The organism is Spongiactinospora rosea (assembly GCF_003315795.1).
Lineage (GTDB): Bacteria > Actinomycetota > Actinomycetes > Streptosporangiales > Streptosporangiaceae > Spongiactinospora > Spongiactinospora rosea.
Window position 1 is genome coordinate 16,420 of the sequence record NZ_QMEY01000008.1, and the last position, 25,453, is coordinate 41,872.

The following is a 25,453-nucleotide window of genomic DNA, read 5'->3' on the forward strand; positions in this document are numbered from 1 at the left end:
CGTACCCCGGTGCCACGCCTCGCGCGCCCGTCGTCGCACCCGCCGTCCCCCCGCCAAGAAGCATGGAACCTTCCATGTCGGGGGGACTTTTCCGGGTCCGGGCAGACCTCGTCAGGGGACTTTCAGGATGGCGAGGCTCGTGGCGGGAAGTCTGATGTGCCCGGAGTCGTGGGTGATGTCCTCGTCGGAGGCCAGCAGCACACGGGAGTGCGGCAGCGGGAGGTCCACCGGGTCGGCGCCCAGGTTGGCGGCCACGCGTAGTGAGCCGCGGTGGACGACCAGCCAGCGGGCGTCCTCGTCGAAGTCGACGGTGACCTCGCGCAGCCGCGGGTCGGTCAGCTCGGGCAGCGCCCTGCGCAGCGCGATCAGGTCGCGGTACCAGTTGAGCTGGGAGCGGTGGGAGTCGTGCTCCAGCTCGCTCCAGTCGAGCTTGGAGCGCAGGAACGTGGTCTCGTCCTGCGGGTCGGGGGCCTTGGCCGCCCAGTCGTCGTAGCCGTGGTCGGTGAACTCCCGCCGCCGCCGGTCCGCCTCGCCCTCGGCGAGTTCGGGTTCGACGTGGTCGGTGAAGAACAGGAACGGCGTACGCGCCCCCCACTCCTCCCCCATGAACAGCATGGGCGTGAACGGCGAGGTCAACAGCAGCCCTGCGCCCACCCGCAGCAGATCGCCCGGCAGCCGGTCGCCCTCCGCGCGGTTGCCGATCTGGTCGTGGTTCTGTAACGCGGCCACGAACCGGTAGCCGGGGATGTGCCGGGCCGGGCGGCCGTGGCGGCGTCCCCTGAAGCTGGAGTACGTGCCGTCGTGCAGGTACGCCGAGGTGAGCGTCTTGGCGAGCACGGCCATCGACCCGAAGTCGCCGTAGTAGCCGTGCCGTTCGCCGGTCAGCGCCGCGTGCAGGGCGTGGTGGACGTCGTCGTCCCAGGCCGCGTCCAGGCCGTATCCACCCGCGTCGCGTGGGGTGACCAGGCGGGGGTCGTTGGCGTCGGACTCGGCGATCAGCAGCAGCGGCCTGCCGAGCGAGACGGCCAGCAGGTCGGCCTCGGCGGCCAGTTCCTCCAGCAGGTGGACGGCCCGCTTGTCGTGCAGCGCGTGCACGGCGTCCAGCCGCAGGCCGTCAATGTGGAAGTCGCGCAGCCAGGACAGCGCGTTGCCGATGATGTAGCGGCGGACCTCGTCGGACCCCGGCCCGTCCAGGTTGACCGCCTTGCCCCAGAAGCTCCCCAGCGAGTCGTGGAAGTACGGGCCGAACGGCTCCAGGAAGTTTCCCGACGGGCCCAGGTGGTTGTAGACGACGTCGAGGATCACGCCGATCCCGGCCCGGTGGCAGGCGTCCACGAAGATCTTCAGCCCGTCGGGACCGCCGTAGTTCTCAGTGACGGCCCACAGGTCCACCCCGTCGTAACCCCAGTTGTGGCGGCCGGGGACCGGCGGGACCGGGAGCAGCTCGACGAAGTCGACGCCCAGCTCGACCAGGTGGTCGAGCCGCCGGACGGCCTCGGCGAATGTCCCGGCCACCGTGAAGGTGCCGACGTGCATCTCGTAGATGACCGCCCCGCGCAGGTCACGGCCGCGCCAGTCGTGGTCGCTCCAGGTGAACCTGTCGTGGTCGTAGACCCTGCTGGGCCCGAAGACGCCCTCGGGCTGCCGCCGGGACATGGGGTCGGGGTAGGGCCCTTCGCCATCGACGATGAACGCGTAGTCGGTGCCGTGGCCGGCGCCGGGGACGTCGGCCGACCACCAGCCCCGCTCGCCGGTCCGGCACATTCGATGGCGGGTGCCGCCGATCTCCGCTTCCACGCTGTCGGCCCGGGGGGCCCATACCTCGAAGGTCCAGCCGTCATTGCGCATCGATGACTTCCCTTTCCAGCAGTGCGACGGGGTACCTGGACAGCAGGTGGGCCAGCGGGACGCGGCCGGTGTGGAGGTGGCCGGTGAGCAGGTCGCGCCAGCGCCCGGCGGGGAGGGGGAGCCAGGTGCCGCCCCAGCCGCCACGCCGGGACAGGCCCACCGGCAGGCGCGTGGCGACCGCCACCGCACCGGCCGCCGCCCCGGCCCGCGCGCCGCGGGCGAAGGCGACGGCGTGGCCGGCCGCGGGCCCTTCCGCGCGCAGCGGCGTGTACGGCAGGCCGCCGCCCATCCGCCGCCGCAGCCCGAGGGCGGCCCTGGTGAGCAGCAGCTTGGCCGCGTCCCATTCGCCGCGCGGCACGCACGGATAGCGCACCGGCCGCCGGTTGTCCGGGTCCACCAGGGAGAAGTCGGTGATCTCGTTGCCCTGGTAGACGTCGGGGACCCCCGGCATCATCAACTGGACGATCTTCTGGCCGAGCGAGTTGGCCATGGCGTGCGGTTCGATCCGCCGGGCGAACGCGGCCACCGAGTCGCCGCACTCCGCCACCGCGCGGGCGGCGAAGTCGCCCAGGCCGTGTTCGTAGACAGGGTCGGGGCGCACCCAGGAGATGGCGGTCTTGGCCTCCCTGGCCGCCTTGTGCAGGTACGCGGCGAACCGCGCGGGTTCGATCGGCCAGGCGGCCATGAGATTCTGCCAGGCCAGGTAGTCGAGCGCCGGGTCGAAGGCGACCCGCGAGGACCAGTCGTCCACCGCCCGCGCCCACTCGGCGGGGATCTCCGACAGGACCGCCAGCCGGGCGCGCACGTCCTCGCTGCGTTTGGTGTCGTGGGTGGACAGCGTGGTCATCGTGCCCGGCGGGAGCGCCGCGCAGTAGTCGTGGAACCCCTCGGCCGAGCCGCCGAACTCACCGGGCTCGCCGCCGACCTCGTTGAGGCAGGCGAGCGGGTACCAGCGGTACAGCGCGGTGTCCTCCACGCCCTTGGCCATGACCGGGCCGGTGGTCTGCTGGAAGCGCACCACGGCCTCCGGCGTGCCGTACAGGACCCGCTTGACGACCTCGGCGACCGCGGCCTCGTCGCCGAGGCGGGCGGCGGCCACCCGGCCCGCGTCCTCGACCAGGCGGACGGCCCGCGCGGGCGGCGGCTCGCCGGGCACGACGTAGGCGCGGTAGACGGGCATCGCGGCCAGCAGCTCGACCGTCGCGGCCCGCAGGTGCGGGCCGCCCAGGGCGGCGACCAGCCGGTCCACCTCGGTGGTGAAGAACAGGTCCAGCACCTCGCGCTTGGCCTCGTGGACCACGTCGGCGTAGTCGCGGGAGACCCCGGTACGCCGGGCGAACTCCGCGACCAGCGGCTCGCGGCCCTCCGGATCGACGAACAGGCCGGTGATCCGGTTGAGCGCGTCGTAGCCGGTCGTGCCGTCGCAGGCCCAGTCGGCGGGCAGCCGCTCCCCGCCCACGAGGATCTTCTCCGCCACCGTCCAGACCCCGCCGGACCGCTCGCGCAGCCTGGCCAGGTAGCCGCGCGGGTCGGTCAGGCCGTCGGGGTGATCGACCCGCAGGCCGTCCACCAGGCCCTCACCGACCAGGGAGAGGATCACCCGGTGGGTCGCCTCGAACACCTCGTCGTCCTCCACGCGCAGCGCGATCAGCGAGGAGACGTCGAAGAACCGCCGGTAGCCCGGCCCTTCCCAGTAGTGGCCGAGCCGGTAGTGGTCGGCGGGCAGCGGGAACTCGTGGTCGTGGTAGCGCAGCACCCCGCCCTCCGGGCGCGGCGGGTCGTCCTCCACGCCGGGGCCGAGCACCGGCATGGTCATCCGCCCGTCCTCGCCCCAGTCGATGTCGAACCAGGCCGCGTACGGCGATGCCGGGCCCTCCCGCAGCACCGACCACAGCTGGGCGTTGCCGGACTCGGGCACCGGCACGGTCATGTGGTTGGGCACGATGTCCAGCACGATGCCGAGGCCGTGCGCGGCCAGCGTCTCCGCCATGGCCCGGAACCCGGCCAGGCCGCCGAACTCGGCGCGGACCCGCGAGTGGTCGGTCACGTCGTAGCCGTGCAGGGACGCGGGCACCGACTGCAGGACCGGCGACAGGTAGACGTGGCTCACCCCCAGCCCGGCCAGGTACGGGGCCAGCGCGGCGACCTCGGCGAACCCGTGCCCGGGCGTGAGCTGGACGCGGTAGGTGGACACCGGTGCGGAGGGGATCTCAGACACGCCGCAGCACCCGCACCGAACGGCCGGTCACGGCCACGCCCTCACCGGCCCGGCAGGCCCGGGTGTCCAAGGTGATCGGCATCGCAGTGTCGATCTCGGTCAGCCACATCTCGCCGTAGTCCTTCGGAATCGTGAACTTGATGACCTCATGGTGGGCATTGAACAGGAGCAGGAAGGAGTCGTCTGCGATCCGGCGGCCCCTGCGGTCGGGCTCGGTGATGGCGTCGCCGTTCAGGAAGACGGCGAGCGAGCGGGCCTCGCCCGCGTTCCAGTCGGCGTCGGTCATCTTGTCCCCCGCCGGGGTGAGCCAGACGATGTCGCTCAGGCCGTCACCCGGCCCATCAACCGGCCCGTCGTCCGAACCGCGCACCGGGCGGCCGTAGAAGAACCGCCTGCGGCGGAAGACCGGGTGCTCGCGGCGCAGCCTGGCCAGGCTCTTGGTGAACTCCAGCAGCAGCCAGTTCTCCCGCACGTCCGACCAGTCCACCCAGGACAGCTCGTTGTCCTGGCAGTAGGCGTTGTTGTTGCCGCGCTGGGTGCGGCCCAGCTCATCGCCGTGGGAGAGCATCGGCACCCCCTGGGACAGGAACAGCGTGGTGAGGAAGTTGCGTTTCTGCTGCTCGCGCAGCGCCTCCACGGTCAGCGAGGCGGGGCCCTCGGCGCCGCAGTTCCAGGAGCGGTTGTCGTCGGTGCCGTCGCGGTTGCCCTCGCCGTTGGCCTCGTTGTGCTTGTGGTCGTAGGAGACCAGGTCGCGCAGGGTGAAGCCGTCGTGGCAGGTGACGAAGTTGATCGAGGCGGCCGGGCGGCGGGTGTCGAGCTGGTAGAGGTCGCTCGACCCGGTCAGCCGGGAGGCGAACTCCGGCAGCGCCGCCGGCTGGCCCCGCCACAGGTCGCGGATGGTGTCGCGGTAGCGGCCGTTCCACTCGGTCCATCTGGGCGGGAAGTTGCCCACCTGGTAGCCGCCGGGGCCGACGTCCCACGGCTCGGCGATCAGCTTGACCTGGGACAGCACCGGGTCCTGCTGGACCAGGTCGAAGAACGCCGACAGGCGGTCCACCTCGTGCAGCTCGCGGGCCAGAGTGGCGGCGAGGTCGAAGCGGAAGCCGTCCACGTGCATCTCGATGACCCAGTAGCGCAGGGAGTCCATGATGAGCTGGAGGACGTGCGGGGAGCGCATCAGCATGCTGTTGCCGGTGCCGGTGGTGTCCAGGTAGTAGCGCGAGTCGTCCTCCACCAGCCGGTAGTAGCCGACGTTGTCGATGCCGCGCATGCTCAGCGTCGGCCCGAGGTGGTTGCCCTCCGCCGTGTGGTTGTAGACCACGTCGAGGATGACCTCGATGCCCGCCTCGTGCAGGGCCTTGACCATCGCCTTGAACTCCAGCACCTGCTCGCCCCTGCGGCCGGTGGAGGAGTAGGCGTTGTGCGGGGCGAAGAAGCCGATCGTGTTGTAGCCCCAGTAGTTGGTCAGCCCCCGGTCGGCCAGCGCCTGGTCGGTCACGAACTGGTGGACCGGCATGAGTTCGAGGGCGGTGACGCCGAGACCGCTCAGGTGGTCGATGATCTCGGGGTGGCCGAGCGCGGCGTAGGTGCCGCGGATGCGTGGCGGGATCTTGGGGTGCCTGATGGTGAGGCCGCGTACGTGCGCCTCGTAGATCACGGTGTCGTGGTACGGCGTGGCGGGCGGCCGGTCGTGGCCCCAGCCGAAGAACGGGTTGATCACCACCGAGCGGGGGACGTAGGGCGCGGAGTCGGCGTCGTTGCGGCTGTCGTGGGCGCCGAAGCGGTAGCCGTACACGGCCTCGTTCCAGTCCACCTCGCCCTCGATGGCCTTGGCGTAGGGGTCGAGCAGCAGCTTCCGGGGGTTGCAGCGGCGGCCGTGACGCGGCTCGTAGGGGCCGTGGACGCGGTAGCCGTAGCGCTGCCCGGGGCCGATGCCGGGGAGGTAGCCGTGGTAGACGAAGCCCTCGACCTCGGTCAGCCGGACGCGGGTCTCCTTTCCCGCGTCGTCGAACAGGCACAGCTCCACCTTCTCCGCCATCTCGGAGTAGAGCGCGAAGTTGGTGCCCGCGCCGTCATAGGTCGCGCCGAGCGGGTAGGGGTCACCCGGCCATATCTCCGTCATCGCACCGCCCTTCAGCGGTGAGGGGTTATGCCCATTTACGGGTACGGCCATGCGTGGCCGGGCGGCTTGGGAGAAGAGAGCGGGATCCGGGCCCGAGGAGTGGGGACAAGAATCCCCCTAATACATCAAACTCCTCATAATCCCACCATTTCATGCTTTATTTGCCAACCTCACACAGAACGGATGCCCCGCCGCTTCACCCGGCCGTGGCCGGCGCAGCCACGGCACTTCGGCACCGGCGTCGCCGGCCGTACGGCGGGACCGGTGCGCGCCTCGCCGCTGCCCGCGCACCCGGGGCAGACGGTGAACGCCCGGAAGCGGGGGTCGCGGTACACGCGCGCGAGCGGTGCCGGGCGGGCGGTCTCCCACCCGACGACGAACGCGAAGGAGTCGATCTCGCCGAACACCTCCGCGCCCAGGGCGTAGGCCCACATGAGCACGCGCCGGCAGGCGAGCGCCCAGGGACCACTTCTCCAGCGGTAATCCTCAACAAGCATGAATCCCCGTCATCTACCTTTTAGCTAGTAATTTCCGATTCACCCGGGAAGCCGGACCAATGACCACCGCACCGGCCCGGCTCTCGTGGATCGGCCGCAGGACCGAGGCCGCCCCCGGCCCCCTCGCTCCCGGCCCTCCCTTCGATCTTGCCGAAACACAGCAGGAGACCTACTCCCCTTTTACGCCTGTTCGTTGCCAAAGACGACGTGCCTCTGGCAAGTGCCACAGGAATGTACCGGTGGCGGTCACCTATCGTGAGTGTCATACCGGGCTATCGTTGGCTGTTACGACCGCTTCGCAGGTGGCGCGAGACCGCCCGCGATCGATCGATTCCGCCAGGTCCCCGCGGCATCGTGATGAGGTGAGCGCCGATGGCCGCAGCCAATCCCACCCTCCGGCGCCGCCAGCTCGCCGCCCGCCTGCGCGAGCTGCGCAAGGAATCGGGCCTGAGCATCGACGAGGTGGCCCAGAAGCTGCTCTGCTCACCCGCCAAGATCAGCCGCATCGAGACCGCCCAGCGCGCGGCGAGCCTGCGCGACGTACGCGACCTCGCCGCCATCTACGCGGGCGGCGACGCCACCGAGACCCAGGCCCTGATGACGATGGCCCAGGAGGCCAAGCAGCCGGGCTGGTGGCAGCAGTACGACGACCCCGACGTACGCGGCTTCATCGGCCTGGAAGAGGCGGCCACCTCGATCACCGTGTACGAGACCTGCCTGGTGCCCGGCCTGTTCCAGACCGAGGACTACGCGCGGGCCGTGATCAAGGGCGTGCTCCCCCGCATCCGCCCCGACGTCCTGCAGGAGCGGGTCGAGACCCGGCTCAAGCGGCAGGAGCTGCTGTTCCGCGAGTCGCCGCCGCGTTATTGGACGGTGCTGGACGAGTCCGTCCTGCACCGGCACATCGGCGGCCCCGGCGTGATGCGGGCCCAGCTCGCGCGCATCGTGGAGCTGGCGGAGCTGCCGCATGTGGTCGTCCAGGTCGTGCCGTTCAGCGTGGGCGCGCACATGGGGCTGGACAACGCGTTCACCTTTCTCCAGCTTTCCGATCCGGCGGTGCCCGACACCGTCTTCGTCGAAGGTCTCATGGGGCTGATCTATCTCGAAAAGCCCACGGAGATCGAGATCTATCGGGAAGCCCTGGAAAGCCTCCGCGCGGCGGGGCTCGACCCGGCGAGGTCGGCTGCCCGGATCGCGGAGATCAGCAGATCGTACGCGGAGTGACGGCCACCGGCCGGCCCGTACGGCACATCACGCGGCACCTGACGCCGCACGTCACAAGGAGAGTCGATGGAAAATCCGGGTGATGACCGGCATTCCGGTCTGTGGTGGAAGGTCTCCTCCCATTGCAACGGCGGCAACTGCGTGCAGGTCGCGGCCCTACCGGGCGGCGGCGTCGCGGTCCGCGACGGCAAGCACGAGGCGGGGCCGGTGCTGGAGTTCACCCGGGCGGAGTGGCGCGCCTGGATCGACCGGCTGAAGACCGGCGGACCACCTACCGATATTGGATGAGCGTGCGAAGCCGGTCGGTGTCGGCGGGGGTCCAGTCCGGCGGGGCGGCGACCGCGGCCCAGCCGTTCACCAGGTTGGGGCCGTAGCGGTGGCCGTGCCCGTCGGGCACGCTGAGCGCGATGGTGAGGTCCACCACGACCTGCCAGAACGTGACCACCGGATACCACCGCATGGCCGGGGCGACGTCGGGGCCGCTCGGCTCGGTCAGCCAGGCCGGCTTGCGCCAGATCAGCGACGGGTTCCACCACACCACGGGATCTGACGCGTTCTGGAGGTAGACCAGGCCGGGCCGGCCGACGTCGGCCAGGTCGTTCGGGGTCTGCCCGAACACCACCTGCTTGCCGCCCTGGTAGGCCGGCCGCCACTCGGGGCTGCCGGGGTCGCGGCGGGCCACCACCGAGCGCCAGATCGGATTGGCGTTGGGCGGCCCGGCCAGCAGCACGCCGTCGGTGGCGGAGAGCAGGTCATCGAGGTCGCCGCCGAACCCCTGCTCGACGAAGTAGGACCCCAGGCTCTCGCCGAACGCCAGCAGCCTGGGCCTTGCGTCGGCGGGCAGCGTGGCCAGCCGGGCCTCCACCGCCGTGACCAGCGCCCGCCCGGCCTCGGCGGCCTTGGTCCGGTCCACCACGAACGACAGCCAGCTCGGCAGGTAGGAGTACTGCATGGCGACCATGGCGGTGTCGCCCGCGTACATGTACTCCAGCGCGTCGGCCCCGTCGGAGTCGACCCACCCGCTGCCGGTGGTGCCCATCACGGCCAGCACCGGGCGGTCGAAGGCGCCGGTCCGCTCCAGCTCGCGTACGGCCAGGCGGACCTGCTCGGCCATGGTGGGCGCGGAGTCCAGCCCGACGTAGACCCGGATCGGCTCCTTGGCGGGGCGTCCGGCGAACGTGCTGAGCTGCCGCCGGGTGGGCGTGGTGCCGATGAGGTCGCGTCCGGTGCGCCCGAGCGAGGGCCACGACACCAGCGAGCCCGGACCGCCGGACAGCCTGCTTGAGGCGGGCGCGTGTACGCCCGGGCTGGTGGAGCCGTTGGCCAGCGAGGAGGTGTTGTTCATCACCTCCACGAACCCGGCGAACAGCACGTCGCTGGCGAACACCGCGACCAGGAACCCGGCGACCGCCAGGCCCGCGACCTTGGCGACCAGCACGGGCACGAAGCGGCCGAGCAGCGCGATCAGCTTGCGGGTGCCCAGCCGCACCGCGCGGGCCAGGGCGAGCAGCACGGTGAAGGTGGCCAGCGCGACCAGCGCGATCAGCGGGATGAACCACACGATGTTCGGGTCCATGCCGACGCTGAGCCGGATCTCGCGCTGCCAGTCGGCGCTGAACCACAGCACCGACAGCGCCACCATCGCGCCGCCCGCCAGCAGCAGCCGCCAGGCGACACGCCGGGCGCGCGGGCTCGGGATCAGCCCGAAGATCCGGCGCAGCACCGCGGAGATCGCGCTGCCGAGGCCGTAGCCGAGGACGGCCGCGAGCCCGGCGACCACGCCCTGCCAGGTCCAGGGGCGGGGCAGCAGCGACGGGGACAGCGAGGCGCACAGGAAGGCCACGGCCACGAGCGTGCCGCCCATGCCGAGTTCGCGCCGGACCACCCGAGCGGCCCGGCGCGTGTCTTCAGGGTCGCCCTTCCGGTCCTCTGAGCGACGCCCGACCTGCTCGGACAACAATGATCTCCCGCTGGATCGACCGACTTCCCACCAGCCGGAAACCCTAACTCCTGTCACGCCTCCGTGTTGAGGTGACCTCCTGATAAAGCTCCAGATACCGCTCGGCCATCGCGCCCGGCGTGAACCGCTCGCGGGCCACCGACCTGCACTCTTCCGGGTCGATCTGGTCGATTCTGCCGAGAAGTTCGGCGAGTTCCTCCTCGGTGTCGGCCAGCAGCCCGGTGCGCCCGTGTTCGACGATCTCGGGCAGTACGCCCCTGCGCAGCCCGGCCACCGGCACGCCGAGTGCCAGCGCCTCCACGACCGCCGTGCCGCCGGGTTCGTCCCACTGCAGCGGGAACAGCGCGGCGCGCGCCGCCCCGTACAGCCGGTCGCGCTCCTCGCCGGTCACCGAACCGACCCAGCGGACCATGTCGCCGTCCACGTAACGGGCCACGCTGCCCGCGTAGTAGCGCACGTCCGGATTGGCGTGGTGGGGGTCGTCCGGGTCGTCCAGTACGGCGGCCAGTTCGTCGGGGTCGTCCACCGGCCCCACCGGACCGGCGAGCACCAGCGGGATGCCGAGCTTCTGACAGAGCCTGGCGGCCACGTGCTGGCCCTTCAGGTGGCAGATCCGGCCCATCACCACCAAGTACTCGCCCTTGTCCATCACCGGGGCGCACCCGGCGAGCGGCGTGGCGAGGTGGACGAAGCCGAGCGCGGAGTCGCGCAGCGCGGCGGGGGCCCGCTCCAGCTGCGAGCGGGACACCCCGTTGGTGCGGATGCGGTCGCCGGGGAAGGCCCCGTAGAAGTGCGGGTGCTTGCCGAGGTCCCAGTGCAGCGTGTGCAGCACGGGCGGCCCCTCGTCGCCGAGCGCGGACAGTACGGCGGGGCCGACGACCTCCACGTGGTCGTGGACGAGGTCGATGTCGCGGCGGCGGCGAAGTTCGGCCACCACCTTGGCCAGATGGGCGTGCGGCACGCCCATGACCTGGTTGTAGGGCCGTTGCAGCAGGGGGAACCGCCCCTCCGGGTAGATCTCCACCCGTTCGTCCACCTCAAGGGTGCTGTCGCCGACCGCGGCGAGCACCACGCGGACGCCCCTGCTGCGGAGTTCGGGGACGAGCGTGGCGACCACGTTCTCGATCCCGCCGTACCCGGCGGGCGGCACGGCCAGCCACGGGCCGCTGTTCATCAACACGGTGAGGTTCATCCTTGCCGCCCCGCTTTCTGCCTGGCCACCGAGGCGAGCGGTGGTCGTTCCGCCACACTGATGTCGCTGACCCGCGGTCGTCCCCGCTCGTACTGGAGCAGGTAGGGGTTCAGCGGTTCGGAGGAGAGGATCCGTCCCTGCCGGTCCAGCCGGGACCACGCGGTGAGCAGGATCTGCCCGGCCATCCGGCCGAGCGCGGCCGTGGACTGGTGGGCGTGTACGCGGTCGCCGAGGTCGACCTGGGCCATGCCGTCCAGCCCGATGATCCCGAGCAGGTCGATGAGCAGGCCCAGTTCGACCCCGTAGCCGCTGACGAAGGGGACCCGTTCCAGCACGTCCCGCCGTCCGGCGTACTCGCCGCCGAGCGGCTGGACGAAGCCGGACAGCTCCGGCCAGTAAAGGTTCAGCAAGGGCCGGGCCACCAGTTCGGTGACCCGGCCGCCCTCGCCGGGGTGGGTCACACCGTTTTCGGTGATATGCGGGCGCTCGTACAGCGCCTTGACGAACCCGATCTCCTCGGTGGTGAGCAGCGGACCGAGCAGTCCGCTGACGAAGTGCGGGCCGAAGTTGCGCAGGTCCGCATCTACGAACACCACGATGTCACCGCCTGAGGCGGCGAGGCCCTTCCACAGGGCGTCGCCCTTGCCGGGCAGTGCGGGAAGGTGCGGGAGCACGGCGTCCTGGTGGACGACCTTGGCACCCGCCTCCGCCGCGACCCTGGCGGTGGCGTCGGCCGAGCGTGAGTCGACGACCAGGATCTCGTCGACCAGCGCGGGCAGGCCGGTGCGGATCGCCGAGACGATCCCGCCGACCGTGGCCGCCTCGTCCTTGGCGGGCAGGATGACGCTCACCCCGCGCGTTCCCTTGGCCTCCACGAGCCGGTCGAGGGGCCAGTCGGTCGCCCTGCTGGTGCGCCGCCGAGCCCAGCGCCGCACCTTGGCGTACGCGTCCATCGCGCCGCCCTGCAGGTCTACCCGCGGGTACACCGGTACCTCATGGTCCATCGCCTTCCCCGATCGGTGGGACTAGGTTGGGTGCGACACTGACTGCCCTGATCTGAGGTGAATGAACATCACATCGCCGGTTTGAGCGGTTGTGCTGGTGGCAGTCCTTCGTCGTGAATCGCATACGGATCGGCATCGTGGGCGCGGGAAACGTGGCCGCGCGCCACGCCGCGGTGCTCTCGTCGTTCCCGGACGCGGAAATCGCCGGAATCGCCGACACAGTGCTTGATAAAGCACGAGTACTCGCTGGCGAATATGGGGTGCCCGCATATTCCGGGCATGAAGCATTGCTCGCGGAGGGTTCGCTGGACGCGGTGTACGTCTGCGTACCGCCGTTCGCGCATGGCGCTCCCGAACTGGACGCGCTCTCCCTCGGCCTGCCGCTGTTCGTGGAGAAGCCGCTCGCGCTGGACGCCGCCACCGCCGAGAAGATCGCCGCCGAGGCGGCCCGGCGGGGCGTGCCCACCGCGGTCGGCCACCACTGGCGCTACCTGGACGTCCTGGACCGGGCCCGTGCGCTATTGGACGGCCGTCCGGTACGGCTGGCCCTCGCCCACTGGCTGGACAAGATCCCTCCGGTGGGCTGGTGGCCGCACCGCGCGATGTCCGGCGGCCAGGTCCTCGAACAGGCGATCCATGTCCTGGACTTGGCTCGGACACTGGTCGGCGAGGTCGGCGAGGTGCACGCGGTGCCCTCGGCCGCCACCGACGGCCAGGAGGGCGACATCGACCGGGCCACGGCCGCCGTGCTGCGCTTCCGCAACGGCGCGGCCGGGCTGCTGGCCACCAGCTGCCTGCTCGGCTGGAAGCACCGGGCGGGGCTGGAGGTGCAGGCCGACGGCCTCGCGCTGGACCTCGGCGAGGAGGAACTGGTGATGCACACCTCGGAGGGCAGGCGGGTGGAACGCGACCCCGGCAACGCCCGCACCCGGGTGGACCGGGCCTTCGTGGACGCGGTACGCGGCACCGGCGACGACATACGCGCCCCCTACGACGAGGCGCTGCGCACCCACCGGCTGGCCTGCGCGCTCACCACCTCGGCCGGACTCGGCCGGCCGGTCGCATTGGAGGACGGCGATGGGTGAGGGGCGGGTGCTGAGCATCCCGGCGGCGGGCCGCGCGGAGATCGTCACCGAGGCGGTGCCGGACGTGGCCGACGGCCGGTTCCGGGTGGAGACGCTGTTCAGCGGGATCTCCGCGGGCACCGAACTGACCTACCTCAAGGGCACCAACCCCTACCTGCGCACCTCCTGGGACGGCGGGCTGGGCCTGTTCACCGACGGCGAGCCCGCGATCGAGTACCCGATCACCGGGATCGGCTACATGCAGGTGGGCCGGGTCACCGAGAGTCGTACCGCCGCCGTGTCGGAGGGCGCGGTGGTCGCCATGACGTACGGGCACCGCACGGTGCACGTGGCCGACCCGATGACCGAGCGGTTCGTCGAACTGCCCGGCGACATCGACCCGATGCTCGGCATCTGGGTCGCCCACATGGGCCCGATCTGCGCCAACGGGCTGTTGCACGCGGCCCACGACGTCTACGGCCCGGCCGCCGGGCAGCTCGGCGACGGGGTGCGCGGGCGGCGGGTGGCCGTCACCGGGGCGGGCGTGGTGGGGCTGCTGGTCACCGCGTTCGCGCTGGAGCACGGCGCGGCCGAGGTGATCGTCGTCGACGGCACGCCGTCCCGGCGGCGGGCCGCCGAAGCGCTCGGCGCGCGGACGCTCGACCCCGAGGAGGTGGACGCGCCGCTGACGGTCAAGCAGCGCTGGCGGCACGGCCCCGGCGACCGCGGGGCCGACGTGGTCTTCCAGTGCCGCGGCCGTCCGGGCGCGCTGGCCCTGGCGCTGCGCCTGCTGCGCCCCCAGGGGACCGTCATCGACCTCGCCTTCTACACCGACGGCGCGGAGCAGGTACGGCTCGGCGAGGAGTTTCATCACAACGGGCTGGGCATCCGCTGCGCGCAGATCGGCCGGGTGCCGCGCGGCATGGCCCATCTGTGGGACCGCGAGCGGCTGTCGGCCGAGACCATCGGCCTGCTCCGCGCGCGCGGATCGGCGCTACGCGAGCACCTGATCACCGAGGTCGCCGCCTTCGACGACGCCCCCGCGCTGCTGGTCGAGCTGGCCGAGCGGCGCAGGCACGCGGTCCAGGCGGTACTGGGCGCGTAGCGCGGGGTCGGCGAGCACGTCGAGGGCCAGTGCGGCGGACCAGCCGAAGTCGTCGCAGCCGTGCCCCTCGCCGGTGAACGGGTTGAAGTATTCGCGAAACCCGGCCTCGTGCACGGCCCGCAGCAGCTGCGCGCCCAGCCTGGGCGCGAGCCCCGGGTCGGCGGCGCGCAGCCCTTCGAGCACCAGCCAACTGGTGTTCAGCCAGCTCGGGCCGCGCCAGTAGCGGGCGGGCTCGAAGGCGGCCCCGCCCGGCGGGTAGCTCGGCAGCAGTGTGCCGTCCTTCAGGCCGAACCGCGCCACGGCGGTGGCCACCAGCCGGTCGGCGACGTCGGCGGGCAGGCCCGGCAGGATCAGCGGGACCAGCCCGGCCACGCTGTCCTCGGGCAGCATCTCGCCGGTGCGGACGTCCCGGGCGCGGAAGATGCCGCCCGATGGGTCCCACAGCCGCTCCAGCATGGCCTGAGTGATCTCCTCGGCCCTGCGCAGGTGCGGGGCGGGGTCGGCGTCCACCACGGCCGCGATCCGCGCCAGCGCCGCCTCCGCGGCGCCGTACAGGGCGTTGAACAGCGGGTCCTCCACCACGAAGTCGGTGCGGCCGGTGTAGCCGGCGTCGCGGTAGGCGGCGGCGATGGCGGTGTAGCGGGCGTAGTCGCGGTCAGTGGGCCGCTCGCCCGCCGCGACGTGCGCGAGGTCGCGGCGGCGCTCCCGCATGGGCGGCGCGGGGACCTTCGCCAGCGGGGCGTCCCATACGGGGCTGTTGTCCATCCCGGACTCCCACGGATGGACGATCGACGCCAGCTCCGACCCCGACATCCGCCGGGACGTGCGCAGGAACCGGTGCTGGGCCTCCAGCCGGGGGTAGATCCGGTACAGGAACGCCCGGTCCGGCTCGGCCAGGTGCACCCGCCAGGCGGCCAGGGCGTGCACGGGCGGCTGCACGATGCCCGAGGTCCGCGCCCCCGAGGGCGCGGTGGCCCGCCAGAAGGCCGGGCCGGGGAAGTAGGCGTCTTCGGGCACCGCCGGGTTGAACACGATGTGCGGCACCCGGCCGTCGCGCCACTGCCCGCCGAACAGCGTCAGCAGCTCGGTACGGGCCCGGCGCGGCGACCAGCGGGCGGTGCCGATCGCGATGAACGCCGAGTCCCAGCTCCACTGGTGGGGGTAGAGCGTGCGGGAGGGCACGGTGTAGGCGCCGGTCCAGTTGGCCAGCAGGACGCGGATCGCGCGGCGGCGTATCCCGGCCTCTTCGGCCGAGGGCTCGGCGATGGTCGTGGGGCGGGCAGGTGCGTGCGCCGGGGGAATCATGGCTTCCTAGGGGCTCACCGGGGGAGGACGGAAATCACAGGGACGGGGATCACAGGAACTTTCTGAGGAACGCGGCCGTCTGCGGGAGCGCCGTCTCCGGCTCGCCGCGCAGCCGGCACTCCAGGGCGAGGTCGCCGTGGTAGCCGATCGCGTCGAGGGTGGCCAGGTGGGCCGCCCAGTCGAGGTGGCCGGTGCCGGGCTGATGCCGGTTGGACTCGCTGACCTGCATGTGCGCGAGGTAGGGCGCGGCCTCGGCGAGCGCCGAGCAGGGGTCGTCCTCCTCGATGTTCATGTGGTAGGTGTCGCCGACCGCCCGGACCGAACCGAGCCCGGTGGCCCGGCACAGCTCGACCGCCTGGGCGAGGGTGTTGACCATGTGGTTCTCGTAGCGGTTGAGCGGCTCCAGCATGATCAGCACGTCCAGCGCGGCGGCGTGCTCGCCCAGCTCGGTCAGCGCGTCGAGCAGCACCGCCCGGTCTTCGGCGGGCGGGCGCGGCGGCTCGAACGGCGGCAGGCGCAGCGAGAACTGCCCCCAGGAGGCGGGCGTCATCACCCCGAGGCCGCCCAGCTCGGCGATCACCGAGAGCTGCGACCGCAGCTGGTCGATCGCGTCGCGGCGCAGCTCGGCCGAGAAGTCGCCGATGAAGTGGGGCATCTCCACGCACACCGTCGGCATCACCACGCCGTCGGCCTTGGCGCGGGCCAGCTCGGGCAGCCGGGACTCGAAGTGCCGATCGCCCTTGCCGCGCAGCTCGATGCCGTCGAATCCGGCGGCGGTCGCGAAGTCGAACTTCTCCTGCAGGGTGCGGCCCGGAACGAGCTGCTCCTGGCAGGTGATCCGCATGGCTTTCGCCGTGGTCGCTGTCATCGCTGTGCGGCCTCCTCGGACGCCGTGCTCGGCTCGGGGGCGGAACCGAACCTGAGGACCACCTGAAGGACCTCCGCCGGACGCCGGTCGATCATCGCGTAGACCTCGGCGGCCTCAGCGACGTCGACCACATGGCTGACCAGCGCTGCGGTGTCGACCCGGCCGGCGACGGCGAGGTCCATGAACGTGCGCTGCAAGCGCGGGACGTCCCACCGGTGGACCAGCCAGGAGGCCACGCTGGAGATCTGGGAGGCCACGAGCTGCACCTGGTTGTGGTGGAACTCCTCGCCGAGCCGCAGGTCGAGCGCGCCGTCCTGGTAGAAGCCCGCGGCCACCACCCGGCCGCCGCGGCGGACCGTCCTGATCGCCTCGTGCAGCCCGGCGTGGTTGCCGCTCAGCTCGATCGCGGTGTCGGCGCCCACGCCGCCGGTCAGCTTGCGGACGAACTCGGCGGCCGACCCGGCGGTCACGTCGAACGCCTCGGCCGCGCCGTACGCCTTGGCCAGCGCGAGCCGCTGCGGGATCGCGTCGGCGGCGACCACCCGCGCGCCGTTGAGCACCGCCAGGCGGGTGGCCAGCAGGCCGATCACGCCCTGCCCGAAGACCGCCAGCTCGTCGCCCAGGTGGACCCCCGCGGCGTGCACGGCGTTGAGCGCGATGGCGCCCACCCGGGCGAACACGCCGGTCAGCGGGTCGGCCCCGGGCGGCAGGACGTGCCCCGCGAGCTTGGCCGCGGGCACCACCGCCTCGCCGCGGTGGCCCCAGATGCCCCACACGATCGAGCCGAGCGGCGGGTCGGTCACGTCGGGGGCGGCCTCGACCACCTCGCCGACCTCCTGGTAACCCCAGCCGGTCAGCGGGTAGAGGTGGGTGCGCCCGTCGACGAACAGGCCGTTGGCCGCGTCCCAGCGCCGGGTGAGGTAGGGGTTGGTGCCGCGGTAGGCGGTCAGCTCGGTGCCCGCGGAGATGCCCGAGTAGAGGGTGCGGACGCGGACGCTGCCGGGGGACAGCTCCGCGGGGCGCTCGTCGATCACCTCGACGGAGCCCGGTCCTTTGATGCTGACGACGCGGTTCACAACAGTCTTCACAGGGGGTTCACAGCCGGTTTCGGGGGATTGTAACGTTGCACACCGAGACTTATGCTTTCTGATCACTCAAAAGCGTGTGGGTTACTGCTTCCACCAACACTCTACCTGCTTTTGAATCACGCATAAGTGGAATGAGGCACGGCACGTCCCCCGGCTCGCGGCCCGGCGCGGCTGGATTGCGGCTGGATTACCGCCGCCGCCAGGGGTAGTGGACGCGCACATCGGCTCATACGAGGGGGCGAGCACATGCCGGGAAGGGCGATCGCCGCGGCCTGCTCCCTGATCCTCGCCGCGGTCCTGGCCGGCTGCGGCGGCGGAGAGCGTGACGGCTCCGCCATCACCGTCTGGACCGAGGAGAACCTTCCCGACCGGATGGCGGCGCAGCGGGCGATCGTGGCCGGCTTCACCGAGCGGACCGGGATCAAGGTCGATCTCGTCGGCGTGGCGGAAGACCAGTTCAGCCAGGTCCTCACCGCCGCGTCGGCGGCCGGTGAGCTGCCGGACGTGATCGGGGCGCTCCCGCTGGCGTCGGTGCGCGAGATGGAGGCCAACGACCTGCTGGACGTCGAGACCCCCGGCGCGATCGTCGAGAGCCTGGGCGAAGACACCTTCATCAAGCGGGCTTTGGATCTCAACACGGACGAAGAACGGCTGCTGGCCGTGCCGAGCGACGCGTGGGCGCAGCTCGTCCTCTACCGCAAGGACCTGTTCGCCGAGGCGGGCCTGGAGCCGCCCCGGACGCTCTCCGGACTGCTCGCGGCGGCCCGCGCGCTGAACCGCGGCGACATGGCCGGGATCACGCTCGCCGTGTCGGCCCGCGACTCCTTCACCGCGCAGAGCTTCGAGCACATCGCCCTGGCCAACGGCTGTCAGATGATCGACGCGCGCGGCGAGGTGGCGCTGGACTCCCCCGCGTGCGTACGGGCGTTCCAGATCTACGGCGAGCTGGCCAGGGACTACTCCGTGCCCGGCAAACAGGACGTGGACACCACCCGGGCGACGTACTTCTCCGGCCGGGCCGCGATGACGATCTGGTCGTCGTTCATCCTGGACGAGCTGGCCGGGCTGCGCCGCGACGCGCTGCCGAGCTGCGCCGAGTGCCGGGCCGATCCGGAGTTCCTGGCGAAGAACACCGGCGTGGTGACCGCGCTGTCCGGCCCGGACTCCCCCAGGCCGGCGCAGTACGGCGAGATCGTCTCCTGGGCGGTCACCAGGGAGGCCCGCAAGGACGCCGCCCGCGCCTTCGTCACCTACATGATGAGCGAGGGCTACGAGCGGTGGTTCGGCATGGCCCCCGAGGGCAAGGTCCCGGTGCGCAAGGGCTACGCGGACGCCTGGAGCCGCGCGCCCGCCGGAGTGGACGACAAGAGGCCGCTCGCCGCGATCTACCCGAAGTCCGTGCTGGACGCGCTGCGCACTAGCCCCGAGACCTTCTCCCGCTGGGGCATCCCGCAGGGTCAGGGCAGGCTGGTCGGCGCGGCCATGGGCGAACTGCCGGTGCCCAAGGCGCTCAACGGCGTCGTCACCGGGTCGCTCACCCCGGCGCAGGCCGCCGCGCAGGCCACCCGGGACGTCGAGGCGATCAAGCGCGGCCTGCGGCAATGACCCGCCCCCGCACCTTCCCCCGCCGCCCGCGCACCCTGCGCGGGCAGGAGTCGCGCGCCGGGCTGGTCCTGATCTCCCCGACGCTGGTCATCACGCTGGTCGTGGTGGTCGTGCCGATGGCCTGGGCGATCATGCTGGCCTTCCAGGACGCCCGGCTCATCAACATCCGCTACACCGGCCTGCTCGGCAACCACACGCTCGGCAACTTCGCCTACGTGCTGTCCGAGCCGGGCTTTTGGGGCTCGCTGGTGACCACCCTCGTCTACACCGTGGCGGGCACGGCCCTTTCCATCGGCGGCGGGCTGGTGGCCGCGCTCGCGCTGCGCGGCGGGTTCCGGGGCCGCACGCTGGTGCGGGCGTCCATCCTGCTGCCGTACGTCGCCCCGGTGGTCGCCGCCACGTTCGTGTGGGAGGTCATGCTCGACCCCCGGTACGGCATCGCCAACGTGCTCGGCACCCGGCTGCTCGGCTGGGACGACCCGATCGCCTTCCTCACCCAGGCCGAAGGCACCTTCCTCGGCGTGGACGTGCCGCTCGCGCTGCTCACCGTGATCGCCTTCGAGGCGTGGCGGTACTTCCCCTTCGCGTTCCTGTTCATCCTGGCCAGGCTCCAGGCGCTGCCCCGCGACCTGGACGAGGCCGCGCTGGTGGACGGGGCCACGCCCCTCCAGCGGTTCGCGCACATCACGCTGCCCCAGCTCGGGCGGGTCATCGCGCTGCTGGCGGTGCTGCGGTTCGTGTTCACCTTCAACAAGTTCGACGACGTCTACCTGCTGACCGGCGGCGCGGCCGGGACCGAGGTGGTCAGCGTGCGCGTGTACAACCTGCTGACCGCGCGCGACGACATCGGCGCGGCGGCGGCGCAGGCGCTGGTGCTGGCCGTCGTACTGGTCGTCTTCCTGGCGATCTACCTGCGGTTCTTCGCGAAGGAGGAGCGATGAGCGGCGCGCCCGCCCGTCCGTGGACCCGCGACCGGGTGGAGCGGGCGGTCTTCGGGGTGCTGCGGTGGGTGGTGATCGCGGCGCTGGTGGTGGTCACCGCGTTCCCCTTCTACTACATGGTCATGCTGTCCGTCCGCGACATCCAGGACCTGATCCTCCGTCCGGGCGCGCCGCTGCCGTCCCAGGTCACCCTTGACACCTACCGTGAGGTGCTGGCCTCGGAGGAGTCGGGCGGGCAGGGCTTCTTGACGTTCATCAGGAACAGCGCGCTCATCGCGGTCGCCGCCGTGGCGCTGACCCTGGCCATCGCGGTGCCCGGCGCGTACGCGGTGGCCCGGCTGCGCTTCTTCGGCCGCCGCCAGGTGCACTTTCTGTTCCTGGCGGTCTACCTGTTCCCGGCGATCGTGCTGGCGATTCCGCTGTTCGTGCTGTTCACCATGATGGGGCTGCGCGGCTCGCTGGTGGGGCTGGTGCTGGTCTACATCTCGCAGACGATCCCGGTGACGGTGTACATGCTGCGCAACTACTTCGAGACGGTGCCCGCCAGCGTGGAGGAGGCGGCGGCGATCGACGGCTGCGGGCGGCTGGCCACGGTGTGGCGGGTCACGCTGCCGCTGTCCAAGCCGGCGCTGATGGCGACCGGGCTCTACGTCTTCATGATCGCCTGGAACGAGTTCCTGTTCGCCCTGCTGTTCCTGCTGGAACGCAGGGAGACATGGACGGTTTCGCTAGGTCTGTCACAACTTGCCGGAAGTATCGAGGTTCCCACTACGGTACTGATGGCGGGATCGGTCGTGCTGACGCTCCCGATCGTGATTCTGTTCTTCGCCGGCGAACGCCTGCTCACCGAGGGGCTGACGGCCGGCGCGGAGAAGGGGTGAGAGAGTCTGTCACCTGGCCAGATCCTGCGGCTCATCCGGGAAGGGCACTGCGGTACCCGCAAGGAGCTGATCGCGTACACCGGGCTGTCCCGCTCGACGATCAGCGACCGGGTGGACCGGCTCATCGAGGCCGGTTACATCCGCGAGTGCGGGGTGGGCGTCTCCGGCGGCGGGCGTCCGCCGTCGGTCCTCGAAGTCGACCCGGCCGCGCGGCTGGTGCTCGTCGCCGACCTGGGAGCCGGGCACGCGGGCGTCGCGCTGACCGACATGTCGGCCACGGCGGTGGCCGAGGAGTTCGCCGAGATCCATATCGACCGCGGCCCGCAGCACGTCCTGGACTGGGTCCGTGAGGCGTTCTTCCGGCTGCTGGACAAGACCGGCAACCCGATGTCGGCGGTGTGCGGCGTCGGGATCGCGGTACCCGGCTCGGTGGACCACGAGTCGGGCCGGGTCGTGCGGTCCTTCCTCATGCCCGGCTGGGACGACTACCCCATCTCGGACGTCCTGGGCGGCTCGTTCGACGTGCCGATCCTGGTGGAGAACGACGCGACCGCCATGGCGATGGGCGAATGGTGGGCATCCTGGCGCGCGTCCCGGTCGCTGCTGCTGGTCAAGGTCTCGACCGGGATCGGCGCGGGAATCGTGCTCGACGGCCGCATCTACCGAGGCGCGGAGGACGCGGCCGGCAGCATCGGCCACGTACGGATCAGCGAGGACGACGACCGGGTGTGCTCGTGCGGGTCGCGCGGCTGCGTCGCCTCCCTGGCCAGCGGGCGCGCGGTGGCGCGCGAGCTGACCCGGATGGGACGCGACGCCCCCTCCAGCCGCGACGTGGTGCGCCTGGTCCAGGCGGGCGACCCGGGCGCGATCGACGTCACCCAGGAGGCCGGCCGTACGCTGGGCATCGTGCTGGCCACGGCGGTCAGCCTGCTCAACCCCACGGTGCTGGTGCTGGCGGGCGACATGGCCGAGACCGAGGAGCACTACCTGACCGGCATCAGGGAGATGGTCTACCGGCGCTCCCTCCCCTACACCACGCGCAACCTGGAGATCGCCAACAGCACGCTGGGGCGGCGCGCCGGGATCGTGGGGAACGCGGTCCGGGTGATCGAGCACGTCCTGTCGGCCGAGGCGGTGGACGCCCGCCTGGCCTCATCGGCCACCTGACCCTCCGGTCAGGCCATCACGGCGTAAACCGCCTCGACCAGGGACCTGACCCGGAAGTCGCCGCCCTCGAGGAGTTCGGAGCCCCGGTTGGGCACATAGCCGAAGGCCAGCCCCCGGTCGGGGTCGGCGAACGCGAACGACCCGGTGGCCCCGCTCTGCCCGAACAGCCCGGTGATCCCCTCGGGCGCGGGCCAGAACGGCCCGCCCGGCACGGCGAAGCCCACGCCCCACGCCGTGCGCGTCCGCAGGATCAGGTCCGGCCCGTCGGCCTGCGGCCGTCTGATCTGCTCGACCAGATCGGGGCCGAACAGCCGGACGCCGTCCACCTCGCCGATCATCGCGGCGAAGTAGCGGGCCAGCGAGCGCGCCGAGGCGACGCCGTCCATCGACGGGCTTTCCACCTGGAAGGTCCGCGGGTCGTTGCCCGACTCCCAGCCCATCGCGACGCTCCCGTACAGGGCCCGGTAGGTCAGGGTCTCCGGGTCGTTCAGGGCCGCGACGAAGTCGGCCATCTCCGGTATCCGCATTCCCAGACTCACCGACTCGGCGTCCGGCAGCACCATCGTGGCCAGCCGCGGCATGGCCGCGTCCGGGACCCGGATGTAGCAGTCCAGGCCGAGCGGCCCGGTGATCTCGGCGGCCAGGTACTCGCTCAGCGTCCCGCCGGAGATCCTGCGGACGATCTCGCCCGCCAGGTGGCCGATGCTGACCCCGTGGTAGCCGTGCGCGGTGCCGGGAGGCCACTCGGGGGTCGCGGCGGCGAGGGCGTCGGTGATCGGGGTCCAGGCGCGCAGGGTCTCCAGGCTGACCGGGCAGTCGTGCAGGCTGGGCAGCCCGGCCCGGTGGGAGAGCAGCGTGCGTACCGTGATCTCGCCCTTGCCGTGCTGGGCGAACTCCGGCCAGTAGCGGGCGACCGGGGCCGCGAGGTCCACGCGGCCGCGATCGACCAGGGTCAGCAGTGCCCCGGTGGCGAAGGTCTTGCAGGTGGAGGCGATGGCGGCGATCGTGTCTCCACGCCAGGGGCGGCGGGTCTCGGGGTCGGCGTACCCGCCCCACAGGTCCACCACCGGCTCGCCGTGCCGATAGAGGGCGACGCCCGCGCCGACCTCTCCCCCCTCGGCGAAGTTGCGCTCGAACGCCTCCCGCACCGCCTCGAACCCGGCGGCCGTGGAGCCGTGGATCTCTGTCATCGTCGATCCTTCCGTCGGCAATCGGCCCGACCTATCGGTCGGTAGGCAGTTGACGGTAGCCTACCTACCGGAAGGTAGGCAATGTTAGGCTGGAGGCAGTTCGTCACCACCGGACCGAAGGACCGCCGTTGCCGCCCAAGACCGAGCCAGGCGACACCCGCTCACGGATCATCGAGACGGCGCGGGAGCTGTTCGCCGCGCAGACGTACCGCGCGGCCTCGATGCGCGACATCGCCGAGCGGGTGGGCATCAGCAAGCCCTCGCTCTACCACCACTTCCGGGGCAAGAGCGAGATCCTGGCCGCGCTGGTCGCCGCGCCGATCGAGCAGCTGGCCGCCACCGTGGAGGCCGCCGCGGCCCTGCCCGCCGACCAGGTTCGGCAGGGCGTGCTCACCGGCTGCGCGGACGTCATGCTCGCCCACCGCGACACCATGGCCCTGCTGCTGCGCGACGCCTCGGTCTACGGCGACGAGACCACCGAGATCATGTCCAGCGTGGTGCGCGTCATCGAGCAGGCCGTCGCCCTGCTCGCGGGCCCCGACCCCGACTGGCGGGCGCGTGTCCGCGCCGCCCAGGCGCTCGCCGCCGTCGCCGACCCGATCACGCAGTTCCCCGACATCCCGGCGGCCGCGCTGCGCGCCGAACTGCTCCGCGGCGCCGCCGCCGTCCTCGCTACGGACCCGCCCCGATGATGTCGAGCATGGGGCCCAGCGCGGACGACAGCAGCATCCCCACCGCGATGAGCCCGACCGCCACCACCGCGGACCGCGACACTCCGTCGGCCGTGGCCTCCCCGCCTTGGCTCGCCCCGGCGGGCGCGCCGCCGAGCAGGGCGGCGAGCAGCCAGGCCAGGCCGCAGATCGCCATCAGCCCGCCGAGGTAGAGCACCCGGAAGCGCAGCCAGTCGAGCGGGGAGCAGTCGTAGGTGCCGATCCTGATCCAGGCGGGCCAGGACGAGCAGTCGAACAGGCTCTGCAGGATCCACAGCATCAGCGTGGCGCCGGGAACGGCGATCACGATCCGCGCCGCCAGGTAGGCCAGCAGAGCGCCCGCGGTGCCGTCGCCCGGCGCGACCAGGATCATCCCCGCGATGATGACGCCCAGCATCGCGCCGCCCACCCACGGCAGATAGTCCGGCACCAGGTATCCGAGCCGCCCGGCCCCGAAGGTGCGGTAGATCCAGGCGTTGCCGAACCCGCCGATGAACGCGAACGCGGGCACATAGACGATCTTCCCCACCAGCCCCGCCAGCGACCCGGCCCGCCGCCGCAGCCAGTCGGTCGAGCAAATGAGCCCGGCCAGCTCCAGCACGAACCCCAGGAGCTGTAACCAGCTCAGCAGCAGCTTGTCCACGCCACGACCCGCCTACACCGGACTACGGCCGCCCTGACGTGCCCCCCGGCCGCAGCCCTCCGGCCCCCGGCTGCGCGCAGACCACACTATGCCGGTGCATGCCACCCGGACCATCGCTTTTACATCAGGTCCCCATCACCCGGGCGCCCTCACAGGGGTCATGGCCGCTTGCTGTAGTCGGTCAGGTCTTCGACGGACCGATAGTCGGCCTCGTCCATCCAGTGACACCAGGGCAGCGAGGTGCCGGGCAGCATCAGCCGCCCCCCGCCCCGCCACGCCGCGACCTCGACGTGCCCGCAGCGCAACTCCATGATCGTCTCGATCGCCGGGAGGAGGTCCGCGTCACCGCTGACCAGCGCGCAGACGTCGAACGCGCCCTCGATGCCCATCCGGACGATGTCCACCGCGAGGGCCACGTCGATGCCCTTCTCCTGCGGGGGCACGGCGGGCCAGCCCCGCGGGTAGCGCAGCGGTCGCCGCTTGACCACCGCCAGCGGCGACCGGCTCCAGGCGTCGGCCTGCCGGTCACCGGCCGCCGCCGCTGCCGGTTGGCGGTGCGGGCTGGGGCGACCCCGGTAGACCCGGACCTGGACGAGCCTGCTGGGGTGGGCGTTGGCCGAGCGCTTGGCCACGATCAGGCGGCCGAGGCGGATCGGGTCGATGTGGCCCTGCGAGGGGTGGGTGTTCCTCGGCCAGAAGCAGTCGAGGGCGGAGGCGTGGAGGTTCTGGTAGTCGATGAACACCACGACACGAGCGGGGGTCATCACTCTTAGATATCACATGACTACAGTGTGTGGAGGGCAAAAAAAGTCCCCGCCGGT

22 protein-coding genes are annotated in these 25,453 nt (G+C 71.7%); 9 read left to right on the top strand and 13 right to left on the bottom strand.

Translation table 11 applies throughout. The annotated features are described in order from the left end of the window. Positions 1 to 111: 111 nt before the first annotated feature. The 4 genes from treZ to DP939_RS19860 form a co-directional block, all read right to left on the bottom strand. Entirely contained in the window at positions 112 to 1,848 is a 1,737-nt protein-coding gene (treZ, locus tag DP939_RS19845; protein WP_113982240.1) for a malto-oligosyltrehalose trehalohydrolase, read from the bottom strand. Further along, a complete protein-coding gene (gene treY / locus DP939_RS19850) occupies positions 1,838 to 4,066 on the bottom strand; it encodes a malto-oligosyltrehalose synthase (protein WP_263972333.1) in 2,229 nt (742 codons plus the stop codon). Before treY ends, treZ begins: the two co-directional genes overlap by 11 nt. Continuing rightward, positions 4,059 to 6,188: a glycogen debranching protein GlgX gene (glgX, locus tag DP939_RS19855; RefSeq protein WP_113982241.1), complete on the bottom strand. Its 2,130-nt coding sequence runs from the start codon at positions 6,186 to 6,188 to the stop codon at positions 4,059 to 4,061. Before glgX ends, treY begins: the two co-directional genes overlap by 8 nt. 170 nt (positions 6,189 to 6,358) lie before the next feature. After that, on the bottom strand, positions 6,359 to 6,685 hold the full coding sequence (locus DP939_RS19860; RefSeq protein WP_147268052.1) for a hypothetical protein: 327 nt from the start codon (positions 6,683 to 6,685) through the stop codon (positions 6,359 to 6,361). Positions 6,686 to 7,057: 372 nt separating this feature from the next. On the opposite strand from DP939_RS19860, the gene DP939_RS19865 reads away from it, so the two are divergent. Both DP939_RS19865 and DP939_RS19870 read left to right on the top strand, forming a co-directional pair. Beyond that, on the top strand, positions 7,058 to 7,909 hold the full coding sequence (locus DP939_RS19865; RefSeq protein WP_113982243.1) for a helix-turn-helix domain-containing protein: 852 nt from the start codon (positions 7,058 to 7,060) through the stop codon (positions 7,907 to 7,909). Between the two features lie 66 nt (positions 7,910 to 7,975). Then, a complete protein-coding gene (locus DP939_RS19870; protein WP_113982244.1) occupies positions 7,976 to 8,197 on the top strand; it encodes a DUF397 domain-containing protein in 222 nt (73 codons plus the stop codon). Here DP939_RS19870 and DP939_RS19875 read toward each other — a convergent pair. The 3 genes from DP939_RS19875 to DP939_RS19885 are packed head-to-tail and all read right to left on the bottom strand — an operon-like array spanning position 8,181 to position 12,014. Then, entirely contained in the window at positions 8,181 to 9,866 is a 1,686-nt protein-coding gene (locus DP939_RS19875; RefSeq protein ID WP_225878379.1) for an alpha/beta hydrolase, read from the bottom strand. The two genes, DP939_RS19870 and DP939_RS19875, sit on opposite strands and share 17 nt — an antisense overlap. Before the next feature lie 46 nt (positions 9,867 to 9,912). Further along, positions 9,913 to 11,061: a glycosyltransferase gene (locus tag DP939_RS19880; RefSeq protein ID WP_113982245.1), complete on the bottom strand. Its 1,149-nt coding sequence runs from the start codon at positions 11,059 to 11,061 to the stop codon at positions 9,913 to 9,915. Continuing rightward, positions 11,058 to 12,014: a glucosyl-3-phosphoglycerate synthase gene (locus DP939_RS19885; protein ID WP_113982466.1), complete on the bottom strand. Its 957-nt coding sequence runs from the start codon at positions 12,012 to 12,014 to the stop codon at positions 11,058 to 11,060. Before DP939_RS19885 ends, DP939_RS19880 begins: the two co-directional genes overlap by 4 nt. Positions 12,015 to 12,178: 164 nt before the next feature. On the opposite strand from DP939_RS19885, the gene DP939_RS19890 reads away from it, so the two are divergent. Together DP939_RS19890 and DP939_RS19895 are read left to right on the top strand one after the other, a co-directional pair. Next, a complete protein-coding gene (locus DP939_RS19890) occupies positions 12,179 to 13,150 on the top strand; it encodes a Gfo/Idh/MocA family protein (RefSeq protein ID WP_113982467.1) in 972 nt (323 codons plus the stop codon). Next, positions 13,143 to 14,234, top strand: a complete 1,092-nt coding sequence (locus DP939_RS19895) for a zinc-binding dehydrogenase (RefSeq protein WP_113982246.1) — start codon at positions 13,143 to 13,145, stop codon at positions 14,232 to 14,234. Before DP939_RS19890 ends, DP939_RS19895 begins: the two co-directional genes overlap by 8 nt. Here DP939_RS19895 and DP939_RS19900 read toward each other — a convergent pair. From DP939_RS19900 to DP939_RS19910, 3 genes are read right to left on the bottom strand one after another with little or no spacing between them, the layout of a single operon-like run. Beyond that, positions 14,124 to 15,539, bottom strand: coding sequence for an MGH1-like glycoside hydrolase domain-containing protein (locus tag DP939_RS19900; protein WP_113982247.1), 1,416 nt, complete (start codon positions 15,537 to 15,539; stop codon positions 14,124 to 14,126). The two genes, DP939_RS19895 and DP939_RS19900, sit on opposite strands and share 111 nt — an antisense overlap. A gap of 49 nt (positions 15,540 to 15,588) precedes the next feature. Then, positions 15,589 to 16,407, bottom strand: a complete 819-nt coding sequence (locus tag DP939_RS19905; RefSeq protein WP_225878380.1) for a sugar phosphate isomerase/epimerase family protein — start codon at positions 16,405 to 16,407, stop codon at positions 15,589 to 15,591. Next, on the bottom strand, positions 16,404 to 17,483 hold the full coding sequence (locus DP939_RS19910; protein ID WP_113982249.1) for a zinc-dependent alcohol dehydrogenase: 1,080 nt from the start codon (positions 17,481 to 17,483) through the stop codon (positions 16,404 to 16,406). Before DP939_RS19910 ends, DP939_RS19905 begins: the two co-directional genes overlap by 4 nt. Positions 17,484 to 17,741: 258 nt before the next feature. On the opposite strand from DP939_RS19910, the gene DP939_RS19915 reads away from it, so the two are divergent. From DP939_RS19915 to DP939_RS19930, 4 genes are all read left to right on the top strand, one after another. Continuing rightward, positions 17,742 to 19,100 (top strand): ABC transporter substrate-binding protein, encoded by a 1,359-nt coding sequence (locus tag DP939_RS19915; protein WP_113982250.1) that lies wholly within the window; start codon positions 17,742 to 17,744, stop codon positions 19,098 to 19,100. Continuing rightward, a complete protein-coding gene (locus DP939_RS19920; protein ID WP_113982251.1) occupies positions 19,097 to 20,041 on the top strand; it encodes a carbohydrate ABC transporter permease in 945 nt (314 codons plus the stop codon). The genes DP939_RS19915 and DP939_RS19920 overlap by 4 nt, the downstream gene beginning before the upstream one ends. Next, on the top strand, positions 20,038 to 20,922 hold the full coding sequence (locus DP939_RS19925; RefSeq protein ID WP_113982252.1) for a carbohydrate ABC transporter permease: 885 nt from the start codon (positions 20,038 to 20,040) through the stop codon (positions 20,920 to 20,922). Before DP939_RS19920 ends, DP939_RS19925 begins: the two co-directional genes overlap by 4 nt. A 66-nt stretch (positions 20,923 to 20,988) precedes the next feature. Next, complete coding sequence (locus tag DP939_RS19930; RefSeq protein WP_404828601.1) at positions 20,989 to 22,089, top strand: ROK family transcriptional regulator; 1,101 nt, start codon at positions 20,989 to 20,991, stop codon at positions 22,087 to 22,089. A gap of 8 nt (positions 22,090 to 22,097) precedes the next feature. On the opposite strand, the gene DP939_RS19935 is transcribed toward DP939_RS19930, so the two are convergent. After that, positions 22,098 to 23,279, bottom strand: a complete 1,182-nt coding sequence (locus tag DP939_RS19935) for a serine hydrolase domain-containing protein (protein ID WP_113982254.1) — start codon at positions 23,277 to 23,279, stop codon at positions 22,098 to 22,100. A gap of 128 nt (positions 23,280 to 23,407) precedes the next feature. Between DP939_RS19935 and DP939_RS19940 the strand changes: the two genes are divergently transcribed. Beyond that, positions 23,408 to 23,971 carry a TetR/AcrR family transcriptional regulator gene (locus tag DP939_RS19940; protein WP_158578624.1) on the top strand — a complete coding sequence of 188 codons (564 nt, stop codon included), beginning with the start codon at positions 23,408 to 23,410 and terminating at the stop codon, positions 23,969 to 23,971. Here the strand turns inward: DP939_RS19940 and DP939_RS19945 are convergent. Both DP939_RS19945 and DP939_RS19950 read right to left on the bottom strand, forming a co-directional pair. Continuing rightward, on the bottom strand, positions 23,952 to 24,632 hold the full coding sequence (locus DP939_RS19945) for a hypothetical protein (RefSeq protein ID WP_113982256.1): 681 nt from the start codon (positions 24,630 to 24,632) through the stop codon (positions 23,952 to 23,954). The two genes, DP939_RS19940 and DP939_RS19945, sit on opposite strands and share 20 nt — an antisense overlap. A 158-nt stretch (positions 24,633 to 24,790) precedes the next feature. Next, the gene (locus DP939_RS19950) at positions 24,791 to 25,396 is read right to left on the bottom strand and encodes an NYN domain-containing protein (RefSeq protein WP_113982257.1); all 606 of its coding nucleotides are present in this window, start codon (positions 25,394 to 25,396) and stop codon (positions 24,791 to 24,793) included. Between the last annotated feature and the right edge of the window lie 57 nt (positions 25,397 to 25,453).